Here is a 10,115-nt window from a genome sequence, read left to right on the forward strand (position 1 = left end):
CCAAAAGCGTCATAATCTTGATCGATTTGCCCCTATGGCTGCGCAAGTGCTGCGGCAACGCCCCTTGGCAAGCTTTGGTTAACCATATGGGGGCATCTATGGACCTCGTCCTGTGCCGCATCGCGCGGTTTCCACGCGTTTGAACGGACTGCCAGTGGTGATGCTACGCCTTCTGACCGAAACCTTTTTCCGCGTTGCCGCCGGTGCGATCGTCGCCGTGCTCAGCCTGTCGCTCGTCACGCCCGCCCTTGCCGTTTCCGCCACGGCTGCACCGCTGCTCGCCTTTTCCGCGCGGATCGCCGGTGACGACGCCCGCACCCGTCTCATCATCGATTTCGACCGCAAGCCGGATTTCAAGGTCCATTACGTCGCCAATCCCTATCGCGTGCTGATCGACCTGCCGGAGACCGCTTTCGGCCTCAAGGCGGAGGAGCTGGAAGCGCGCGGCATCTTTTCCGACATCCGCTACGGCACGATGGCCGCCGGCCGTTCGCGCATCGTCCTGACGGCATCGCGTCCCGTCGGCGTCGTGCTGGCCGAGGTGCAGGAAGAGCAGGGGGCGGCGAGCTACCGGCTGGTCATCGACACGGCGATCGTCACCGACCAGGCCTTCCAGGCGCTCATGGAAAAGCAGAGCTGGCAGGAAGCTGCCGCCCCGGCCAGCGCCGAGCAGACGCCCGTCATGCTGCCCGGCAGCCGGGCGGACGGCCCCTTTGTCATCGCGGTCGATGCCGGGCATGGCGGCATCGACAACGGCGCACGCGGCGGCGTCACCAAGACCGAGGAAAAGCACGTCACGCTCGCCTTCGCCCGCCAGTTGACCGAGGCGCTGAACGCGCTGCCCGGCACGCGCGCCATCCTGACGCGCGACAAGGACGAGTTTCTCTCCCTGTCGCAGCGTGTACAGCTCGCCCGCAACGAGGGAGCGAACCTGCTGATCTCGATCCATGCCGACACGCTGAAACAGAAGGACATTCGCGGCGCGACGGTCTACACCATCTCCGACAAGGCCTCCGACAGTCTGGCCGCGAGCCTTGCCGAGCGTGAAAACCTGTCCGACCAGATCGCCGGCATCTCCTTCGTCGACGAGCCGGCGGAAGTTGCCGATATCCTTTTGGACCTGACGCGCCGCGAGACGCAGGCCTTCTCGATCAATCTCGCCCAGAGCATCGTCAGCAATTTCAAGGATCAGGTGCTGCTGATCAACAATCCGCACCGTCATGCCGGCTTTCGCGTGCTGACCGCGCCGGATGTGCCCTCGATCCTGCTCGAACTCGGCTTCATGTCGAACAAGGACGACGAGAAACTGCTGGTCGATCCCGCATGGCAGAAGAAGGTCGCGGGCCTCGTCGCCAGGGCGGTGGAGCAGTATCGCTCGACGGTCGTCGCCAACGGCGGCTGAGGTTTCTCGGCGCGCGGACGCGGATCGTGCTAGGCTCGCCTGTGCCGGAAAAGTGACAGCAGCCGCCATTGTGCGGTGGCGAAGCCGGGATGCATGCTGTAAGCCCTATTTTCCTCACATTCCGCTCGCTAGACGGGATCGAGAAAATGGATGACTCGTCCTCGACGGGAGAGCGCAGCGGCCGGATGAGCCGGGGCGTGCAAGGCCGGGCAGCAGGTCTGCCTGATGACATGACAAGCATAAGGCATCGGTAACTGGCTCATGATCAGACTGATTGGATATTTCTTCGGGATTGGCGCCGTCTTTTTCCTCGGCGTGGCGGGCGCGGTTGCGCTCTATCTCGGAAGTGTCACCAAGGATCTTCCCGATTATGAGGTCTTGAACAGCTATGCGCCGCCGGTGACGACGCGCGTGCATGCCGGCAACGGCGCGCTGATGGCCGAATATGCCCGCGAGCGCCGCCTCTACCTGCCGATCCAGGCGATTCCCGACCGCGTGAAGGCCGCGTTCCTTTCGGCCGAAGACAAGAACTTCTACCAGCATCCCGGTGTCGACGTGACCGGCCTTTTCCGTGCCATCGTGGTCAACGTCCAGAATATGGGTTCCGGCCGCCGCCCGGTCGGCGCGTCGACCATCACCCAGCAGGTGGCGAAGAACTTCCTGCTCTCCTCGGACCAGACCATCGACCGCAAGGTCAAGGAAGCGATCCTCTCCTTCCGCATCGAGCAGGCCTATTCCAAGGACCGCATTCTCGAACTGTACCTCAACGAAATCTTCTTCGGCCTGAATTCCTACGGCATCGCCGGTGCGGCGCTGACCTATTTCGACAAATCCGTCACCGAGCTGACGATTGCCGAGACCGCCTATCTCGCCGCCCTGCCGAAGGGACCGTCGAACTACCATCCCTTCCGCCGTGCCGAGGCCGCCATCGAGCGCCGCAACTGGGTCATCGACCGCATGGTCGAGAACGGCTACGTCACCCAGAGCGACGGCGCAGAGGCAAAGGCCCAGCCGCTCGGCGTGACGCCGCGCCATCGCGGCTCCTATCTCTTTGCCTCGGAATTCTTCTCCGAAGAGGTTCGCCGGCAGATCATCGAACGTTACGGCGACAATGCGCTTTACGAAGGCGGCCTTTCCGTGCGCACCTCGCTCGATCCGCGCATCCAGGTCGCCGCCCGCAAGTCCTTGCAGAAGGGCCTGCTGAGCTATGACGAGCGTCGCGGGTTCCACGGGCCTATCAAGACCATCGAGATCGGCGGCGACTGGGGCGTGGAGCTGGCCAAGGTCGAAGCGCTCTCGGACGTGCCGGAATGGAAGCTCGCCGTCGTGCTCGCCGTCGATGACGGCGGCGCCGATATCGGCCTGCAGCCGAGCAAGGAGGCCTCCGGCAAGGTCGTCGAGGAGCGCGTGACCGGCCGTATCGAGGCGAAGGCCATGACCTGGGCCTATCGTTCGGCCAAGGGCGACCGTAAGACGGCAAAGTCGCCGGCCGGTGTCTTCACCGTCGGGGATGTCGTCTATGTCGAACCGCTGGAGGGCGGCACCTACCGTCTTCGTCAGCCGCCGAAAGTGCAGGGCGGCCTCGTCGCCATGGACCCGCATACCGGGCGCGTGCTCGCCATGGTCGGCGGCTTCTCCTACGGCCAGTCGGAATTCAACCGCGCCTCGCAGGCCATGCGCCAGCCGGGCTCGTCCTTCAAGCCCTTCGTCTACGCCGCCGCGCTCGACAACGGCTATACGCCGGCCTCCGTCATCATGGACGCGCCGATCGAGATCGTTGCCGGTGGCCAGGTCTGGCGTCCGCAGAACTACGGCGGCGGAGCGGCCGGCCCGTCGACGCTGCGCCTCGGCATTGAGCGCTCGCGCAACCTGATGACCGTGCGCCTTGCCAACGACATGGGCATGAACCTCGTCGCCGAATATGCCGAGCGCTTCGGCATCTACGACAAGATGTATCCGGTGCTCTCCATGTCGCTCGGCTCGGGCGAGACGACCGTGCTGCGCATGGTCTCGGCCTATTCGGTGCTTGCCAATGGCGGCAAGCAGATCAAGCCGTCGCTGATCGACCGCATTCAGGACCGCTACGGCAAGACGATCTTCCGCCACGAGGAGCGCACCTGCGAGAACTGCAATGCGACCGACTGGGAAAACCAGGAGGAGCCTGTTCTCGTCGACAACCGCGAGCAGGTGCTGGATCCGATGACGGCCTACCAGATCACCTCGATGATGGAAGGCGTCGTGACGCGCGGCACCGCGGCCGGCAAGATCAAGCTTGACCGCCCGACCGCCGGCAAGACCGGCACGACCAACGACGAGAAGGACGCCTGGTTCGTCGGCTACACGCCGGATCTCGTCGCCGGCCTCTATATCGGCTTCGACAACCCGGCCCCGCTTGGCCGCGGTGCGACCGGTGGCTCGCTTTCTGCGCCGATCTTCAACGAATTCATGCAGGCGGCGCTCGAAGGTACGCGCCCGACCAAGTTCATCGTGCCGGAGGGCATGCAGTTCATCGCCGTCAACCGCAAGACAGGCATGCAGGCCTCCGAGGGCGAGCCCGACACCATCATGGAAGCCTTCAAGCCCGGCACCGGCCCTGCAGATGTCTTCTCGGTCATCGGCGGCGAGGAATTTGCCAGCCCCGAGGAGATCCTCAAAAGTTCGCCGCAGGCCAATCAGGCGGTGACGGGCGGCAGCGGCGGCCTGTTCTGATCACGGGATGAGAGCGAGCGAGGGCGGGCGCGGGGCTTTACATCCGTGCCCGCCCTCTCTATTTCACGGCCACCGAAATAGCATTGAAGAAGAAGGCGGTTATGCGCGCGGAAATCGAGAACGTCGTCGACGAAATCAAGCAGGCCATAAGCCTGCTGAGGAGGCATCTTTGACTGGGATCAGGCGGTAAGACGACTGGACTGGTTGAACAACAAGGCAGAGGACCCGAACCTCTGGAACGATGCCCAGGAAGCCCAGAAGCTGATGCGCGAGCGCCAGCAGCTGGACGAGGGTATCAATGGCGTCAAGGCCATCGAGCAGCAGCTCAAGGACAATATCGAACTCATCGAGCTTGGTGAGGAAGAGGGCGATGCTGCGATCGTCAAGGAAGCCGAGGACGCCCTGAAGGCTGTCCGCACCGAGGCCACGCGCAAGCAGGTCGAGGCGATGCTGTCAGGCGAAGCCGACGGCAACGATACCTATCTCGAAGTACACTCCGGCGCCGGCGGTACGGAAAGCCAGGACTGGGCCAACATGCTTCTGCGCATGTACACCCGCTGGGCCGAGCGCTCGGGCTACAAGGTGGAACTCCTGGAAGTCCATGACGGCGAAGAAGCGGGCATCAAGTCCGCGACGATGCTCGTCAAGGGCCACAATGCCTATGGCTGGCTGAAGACCGAATCGGGCGTGCACCGCCTGGTCCGTATCTCGCCCTATGACAGCAACGCGCGCCGCCACACCTCGTTCTCGTCCATCTGGGTCTATCCGGTGATCGACGATTCGATCACCATCGACATCAACGAGAGTGATTGCCGCATCGACACCTACCGCTCGTCGGGCGCTGGCGGCCAGCACGTCAACACGACGGATTCGGCGGTGCGCATCACGCACATCCCGACCGGCATCGTGGTTGCCTGCCAGCAGGAACGCTCGCAGCACAAGAACCGTGCCAAGGCATGGGACATGCTGCGCGCCCGTCTCTACGAGGCGGAGCTGAAGAAGCGCGAGGAAGCCGCCAACGCCGAAGCCGCATCCAAGTCGGATATCGGCTGGGGCCACCAGATCCGCTCCTACGTCCTCCAGCCCTACCAGCTGGTCAAGGACCTGCGCACCGGCGTCGAAAGCACCGCTCCCTCGGATGTGCTCGACGGCGAGCTCAACGAATTCATGGAAGCCGCACTGGCCCACCGTGTCAACGGTGGCGCCGATTCGGTGGTGGATGACTTGAACTAATTCTCATTCAAAGACGAAATGGAAACGGGCGCCGCGGCGCCCGTTTTTCGTTCATCTACCCACAACCTCTCCTCGTCGCACTCGGCGCAAGCTCGAGGATGACGAGGAGAGGGGACAGGGCACCCGTTCTCAATTGGTCGCACGCTCGATCTTGATCTCGCCGAGATCGTCGATCAGGACCGTCCAGCTCTCGGGTTCCGCCGCCTTCGGATCGGTCTTCAGATAGACGGTTGCGAACAGCCCCGGCTGCGTGGTGATGCCCGACGAGTTTTCCGGCCGGATGTCGGTCACATAGGGTTTCATCGCCGAGAACTCCTCCAGCACGGTGGAGGAGGCGATCTTCGGGCCGTTGGCGGTCGCCTCGATCTGCTGGAGATGGACCTGTGCCGTGCCATCCGGCTGGCGCACTGCGATCAGCTTGTAGTAGCCGCGGCGCAGGGCGGCAGGCGCCTTCGCTTCGGCCGTCTCAGGCTTTGCCGCGGCCGCATCCTCCGCGCCATCCTCTGCCTGCTCTTCCCAGAAACCGGTGCTGACGACGAAGGTGATGGTTTCCGCCACCGGTGGTTCCTGGCCAAGGGCAGGGGATCCGGCGAGGAGAAGCACGGCGAGGGCGGTGGCAAGTGCGTGCCGTGTCATGGCGAAACTCCTGTCCCTGGTCTGGTGAACCTTGTCAGTAGTCGAACTGTTCGGCAAGAATCCGGTCGGACCAGGAATGATCGGGATCGGAGAGGATGCGGGCCGAAAGCCCGGCCGATTCGGCGATGCGCACCGACGTGACGGATTTGACCTCGGTATTGTCGGCGACCGCGTTGACCGGACGCTTCTCCGCTTCCAGGACCTCGATCTCCACTTTCACCTTGTTCGGCAGCAGCGCACCGCGCCAGCGCCGTGGCCGGAAGGCGCTGACCGGTGTCAGCGCCAGCAGCGGTGCCTCCAGCGGCAGGATCGGCCCATGGGCGGAGAGGTTGTAGGCCGTCGAGCCGGCAGGCGTGGCAAGCAGGAGCCCGTCGCAAATCAGTTCCTCCAGCCGCACGCGCCCGTCGATGCTGACCCTCAGCTTCGCCGCCTGGTAGGATTGGCGAAAGAGATAGACCTCGTTGATGGCAAGCGCCCGGCGCTCCTGGCCGCTCGCGTCGCTGGTGACCATTTCCAGCGGCCGGAAAGCGTTCTCTACCGCGCCCTCGACACGATCGGGCAGGTCCGCCGGATCGTAGCGGTTCATCAGGAAACCGATGGAGCCGCGGTTCATGCCGTAGACGCGCTTGCCCGAATTCATCGTGGTGTGCAGCGTCTGCAGCATGAAACCGTCACCGCCGAGCGCGACGATGACGTCGGCCTCTTCCGGATCGGCATTGCCGTAGATCGAAATCAGTTCGTTGCGCGCGTCCTGCGCTTCGGCTGCCTGCGAGGCGACGAAGGAGAGGGAATTGAAATTACGCGCCATGCCACCGATCCGCATCCTCGAAGCAAGCCCTGCTGTGTCCTGCACACAAGGCCGGTCTTTGTCGCATGCCTTTACGGCACGCGCATCTGAAAAATATGACAGAACGTCGTGAGGGCGGAAGCGCTCAGGCCTTCGCCGCTCCCGCCCGCTCTTCCAGCTTTTTCAGCACGGCCTGCCCGTTGGCCGCCGCTTCCATCGGATTGCCGAACGGCCCCTTCACCGGATAGGTGACGCCGCGAAAGGTGAGGGCGTAGAAGTACTTCCCGTCGATCCGCTTTTCGACCACCACCTTCGAAATCGGTCCCTTGTCTTCCGCCACCTTCGTTCCTCCACCATGGGTCTCGCAGGGCAGCCGATGCCGGCCGCCGCCGCAAAACGGGAATGCGGGCCCCCGAGGCGCCCGTCGATCAATCGCCTATAGGCCAGTCCATGCTGGACGGCAATGTGGAAGGTGGCGGAGCGAGGCGTGCGCCGCTGGAATCACAAAAGCGGAGGGCAGGCTGCGAGAACGACATGCGGAAAGTCGCAAAAGGGCGAACTTGAAAGGGCGCGGAGAATTTGAGGGCTGCGTTGAACGACGAGCAACCAACCGGTCCGGTTAGCGCAAGAGAACGCTATTCTTTCGCCATGTCTGCGCTTTTGGAAAAATGGTGCCCCCACCAGTAGTGCCATTGCCGTTTTATTTCAATCCTTTGCTCCCCCCAAACCCAGCTTACCGCCCCTTTGATTCTTTTTGCGAATTTTCGACGTCCCCCAAAGCCTTCTCGTCGGCGTCTTGCGCCTCAAGCCTGCGGGCTATCCTCCGGGAAGCGCTGATCCCCAAACGCACCCTGTCCGCGCCTTTCGTGTAGACGTCCGCCTGTTGTGACGTGGTCCAGCCGAACTGCGCCATCAGTTCGCTTGACGTTGCCCCATCGTTTGCAGCCGTGGTCGCCGCGAGCTTTCGGATCCCGTGAGCATTCTTATGAACGCCTGCCTTGACACTGGCGGCATGGAACCAGTTCCCGAAGCCTGGAATTGAGAATGGCTTCCCGAAGCTCGTTACGAGGAAATGGAGATCACCGGTCTTCGTCGCTGCGATGATAGATAGGACGGCGTCAGGCAGCTCCACGGTGATCGTCGTACCGGTCTTCTGCGTTGTGATGGACAGAATGTTGCCTTTGAGGTGCTGTCGCCCAAGGGTGACGATATCACCACGCCTTAGCCCTGAGTGCAGCAGCAACTCGAATGCGAGCCGCTGGGCTGTTCCTACCGGCCATCTGGCGCGGAACGCTTCCCCGTCCTCCTGTGTCCATTCTGGGAAGCCCTTGGACTTCGCTTTGAGGCGAGCAACGTCGATCGTCGGGTTCACCTTCACGTGGTCGTTTTTCACAGCCCACGAGAAGAGGCCGATCATCGTCTTCAGGTAGTTGTTTGCCTGAGCCGGCGTGTCGCTCATTTTTTCCATGCGGTTTCGGATGTGCTTAGCCTGCACCATCGCGAACGGAACGTCCCCGCTATCTGATACGACATGCTTCAGGATGTTGCTGCGCTGACGTCTGGTCGCGTCGGATAGATCGTTTCGCCACGCCGCGCTTTCCATGTATCGCTCGATAAGCCACCGGATCGTCGTCGGAACCCCGACGATCTTCTTCGTCTTAACCGGCTCGCCGATTAAGCATGCGCGATAGGCTTCCTTGAACTCATCGCTGCTCGGGTCATCTGGCAGCCGCGTCCGCGGGCCCTTGTCCACCCGGAAGTAGAACAGCACCTTCTTGTACTTCGTCTTGGTGACGGTGACATAGCGCGGCAATTTTCGGACCATATCGTCCATCAGAGGGCAAAGTCATCCGGTAGGGCAAGCGGCTCCGGCTTGTGATTATCGGGGATATCGGGGGAAACGCGGAAGACGCGGCCACCCACCTCCACCTCGACACGCACGCCTTCGCGCTTGGCAATGGTCGCCATGCGTCTAAGCTCCGCCTGCTTGATAAGGGCCGGCGCCGTCATTCTATCGGCTCCTTCCTCGGCTCTCGCTTCTCCCAGAAAGGCTTCCGCAGATCGCGCGAAGAGAACCAAACGGCCGTTTCCGTGCCGTCCTCGTGCTGAAAGGAGAGGAACCACTTGCTCCCGCCGATGCATTCAAGGTGGGCGCCCCTGGTTGAGACGATCTCATCCAGCGTGCCTTTTTCGGCGAAATCGACACGGTCACCCATCCCGTGTCTCCTTCTCCAGCGCAGCGCGGGCGGCGGGGTAGGCTCCACTTGTGAGTATGGCGTCTTGGTCGTGCTCGATCTCCTCCAAGACGCGGAGCGCCTTTTCGTATCGCGTCGTGAGATGCGGCGCGCCGGGTCGGAGATTGTCGCGAAGATCGGCAATCTTCACCTTCCGGGCGCTGGGGTTCCGGGACACGCGCTGGATGAAGTCCTCGTAGGTTTCGCCCTCGCGACGGGTCAGGGCGTCCACGGCGTTGACGACACCCTGCGGGAAGTGCGCATCAAGATCAGAAAGCGTGATGCTCGTGTCCTCGACCACATCGTGCAGAACCGCGATTGTTTGCAGGAAGTCATCAGAGAACGTCGATGCAACTCGAATGGGATGGAAGATGTACGGAGCGCCGGATTTATCGGTTTGGCCTTCATGCGCGAGCGCAGCCATGGTTATCGCTTCACGAAGCATCGCTCTCTCCTCTCTGGCGGATAGCGGCGGGCGAGGTTCCACTTGATGATATGGCGGAGCCGTCCTGTTCGGCGCGGTCTGCGGTACGGGTGGTGGGAGGAGCGGGGAGAGGTTGCCAGTGGGTGGGGCCTTCTCCATAGGAAGAAGCGGCACGGCCAGCGAAAATCCATGGGCGAGGCTGCATTGTCTTCGAGAAGTATACAGGCATGACTCGACACCAATCCGCCCCAAGACCTTCCAATGGGAAGTAGGCGAGCACCACTCTTCCATCCCTCGGCGCAGTATCGATCGGCTGCCATCTCTCCACCACATACGCATCTGCTTGTGCATTGACGAGAGCGGAGAGGATGCGAGTCTCGTAATCCTGTTGGGCGGCGGCCTTGGCGGCTTCGAGGCTTTCGAAATGACCGATGTTTTCAACCGGCGACCACGCGCACCAAGGCGTCTCTAAAACGCCTTCGTCTTCATCAAGGCAAACGGAATATTCTCCGATTATGGTCGCTGCTTCAATGTCACCAGTAGGCTCTGCGGGGCCATCCTCGCGCTGCGATAACAGGTCCTCCCACTCAAGCGCCTTCACCTTCACCGGCTCCGTCTGTTCGATAGAGAGAGCTGCGGAGATGAAAGGCATCAGCGCTTCGGCAAGCGTCCCAGCCCCGAGCGAATGGT

The 10,115-nt window shown here is 62.4% G+C and carries 11 protein-coding genes; 3 read left to right on the top strand and 8 right to left on the bottom strand.

All coding sequences use genetic code 11. The features are described from left to right. Nucleotides 1-160: 160 nt before the first annotated feature. From EXZ48_RS07710 to prfB, 3 genes are all read left to right on the top strand, one after another. Nucleotides 161-1,402, top strand: coding sequence for an N-acetylmuramoyl-L-alanine amidase (locus EXZ48_RS07710; protein WP_130515169.1), 1,242 nt, complete (start codon nucleotides 161-163; stop codon nucleotides 1,400-1,402). Nucleotides 1,403-1,663: 261 nt separating this feature from the next. After that, nucleotides 1,664-4,111, top strand: coding sequence for a penicillin-binding protein 1A (locus EXZ48_RS07715; RefSeq protein ID WP_050743073.1), 2,448 nt, complete (start codon nucleotides 1,664-1,666; stop codon nucleotides 4,109-4,111). 101 nt (nucleotides 4,112-4,212) lie between these two features. Next, nucleotides 4,213-5,344, top strand: a protein-coding gene (gene prfB / locus EXZ48_RS07720) for a peptide chain release factor 2 (protein ID WP_165909300.1) whose coding sequence is annotated in 2 segments (ribosomal slippage) — nucleotides 4,213-4,281 and nucleotides 4,283-5,344 — 1,131 coding nt in all. Because the reading frame shifts where the segments join, the coding sequence is not laid out codon by codon here. 129 nt (nucleotides 5,345-5,473) lie between these two features. On the opposite strand, the gene EXZ48_RS07725 is transcribed toward prfB, so the two are convergent. The 8 genes from EXZ48_RS07725 to EXZ48_RS34810 form a co-directional block, all read right to left on the bottom strand. Then, a complete protein-coding gene (locus EXZ48_RS07725) occupies nucleotides 5,474-5,980 on the bottom strand; it encodes a hypothetical protein (RefSeq protein ID WP_130515126.1) in 507 nt (168 codons plus the stop codon). A 34-nt stretch (nucleotides 5,981-6,014) separates the two neighbouring features. Then, the gene (locus EXZ48_RS07730; protein ID WP_050743166.1) at nucleotides 6,015-6,788 is read right to left on the bottom strand and encodes an NAD kinase; all 774 of its coding nucleotides are present in this window, start codon (nucleotides 6,786-6,788) and stop codon (nucleotides 6,015-6,017) included. 124 nt (nucleotides 6,789-6,912) lie between these two features. After that, on the bottom strand, nucleotides 6,913-7,107 hold the full coding sequence (locus EXZ48_RS07735; protein ID WP_023514326.1) for a hypothetical protein: 195 nt from the start codon (nucleotides 7,105-7,107) through the stop codon (nucleotides 6,913-6,915). A gap of 393 nt (nucleotides 7,108-7,500) precedes the next feature. Further along, entirely contained in the window at nucleotides 7,501-8,601 is a 1,101-nt protein-coding gene (locus EXZ48_RS07740) for a tyrosine-type recombinase/integrase (RefSeq protein ID WP_130515128.1), read from the bottom strand. Then, nucleotides 8,601-8,777 carry a hypothetical protein gene (locus EXZ48_RS34805; RefSeq protein WP_165909301.1) on the bottom strand — a complete coding sequence of 59 codons (177 nt, stop codon included), beginning with the start codon at nucleotides 8,775-8,777 and terminating at the stop codon, nucleotides 8,601-8,603. The genes EXZ48_RS07740 and EXZ48_RS34805 overlap by 1 nt, the downstream gene beginning before the upstream one ends. Further along, complete coding sequence (locus EXZ48_RS07745; protein WP_130515130.1) at nucleotides 8,774-8,983, bottom strand: hypothetical protein; 210 nt, start codon at nucleotides 8,981-8,983, stop codon at nucleotides 8,774-8,776. Before EXZ48_RS07745 ends, EXZ48_RS34805 begins: the two co-directional genes overlap by 4 nt. Continuing rightward, nucleotides 8,976-9,446, bottom strand: coding sequence for an HD domain-containing protein (locus tag EXZ48_RS07750; protein WP_130515132.1), 471 nt, complete (start codon nucleotides 9,444-9,446; stop codon nucleotides 8,976-8,978). Before EXZ48_RS07750 ends, EXZ48_RS07745 begins: the two co-directional genes overlap by 8 nt. Then, nucleotides 9,436-10,115: DUF551 domain-containing protein (locus tag EXZ48_RS34810; protein ID WP_165909302.1), on the bottom strand; the 680-nt coding region annotated here is incomplete at its 5' end. The genes EXZ48_RS34810 and EXZ48_RS07750, both read right to left, overlap by 11 nt.

The sequence above is a fragment of the Shinella sp. JR1-6 genome (genome assembly GCF_004284735.1).
Taxonomy (GTDB): Bacteria; Pseudomonadota; Alphaproteobacteria; order Rhizobiales; family Rhizobiaceae; genus Shinella.

What these genes read in the sequence shown, in the direction of transcription:
- EXZ48_RS07725 (WP_130515126.1), bottom strand. Translation starts at nt 5,980, where the DNA reads ATGACACGGCACGCACTTGCCACCGCCCTCGCCGTGCTTCTCCTCGCC.
- EXZ48_RS07745 (WP_130515130.1), bottom strand. Translation starts at nt 8,983, where the DNA reads ATGGGTGACCGTGTCGATTTCGCCGAAAAAGGCACGCTGGATGAGATC.
- EXZ48_RS07730 (WP_050743166.1), bottom strand. Translation starts at nt 6,788, where the DNA reads ATGGCGCGTAATTTCAATTCCCTCTCCTTCGTCGCCTCGCAGGCAGCC.
- EXZ48_RS07750 (WP_130515132.1), bottom strand. Translation starts at nt 9,446, where the DNA reads ATGCTTCGTGAAGCGATAACCATGGCTGCGCTCGCGCATGAAGGCCAA.
- EXZ48_RS07715 (WP_050743073.1), top strand. Translation starts at nt 1,664, where the DNA reads ATGATCAGACTGATTGGATATTTCTTCGGGATTGGCGCCGTCTTTTTC.
- EXZ48_RS07710 (WP_130515169.1), top strand. Translation starts at nt 161, where the DNA reads ATGCTACGCCTTCTGACCGAAACCTTTTTCCGCGTTGCCGCCGGTGCG.
- EXZ48_RS34805 (WP_165909301.1), bottom strand. Translation starts at nt 8,777, where the DNA reads ATGACGGCGCCGGCCCTTATCAAGCAGGCGGAGCTTAGACGCATGGCG.
- EXZ48_RS07740 (WP_130515128.1), bottom strand. Translation starts at nt 8,601, where the DNA reads ATGGACGATATGGTCCGAAAATTGCCGCGCTATGTCACCGTCACCAAG.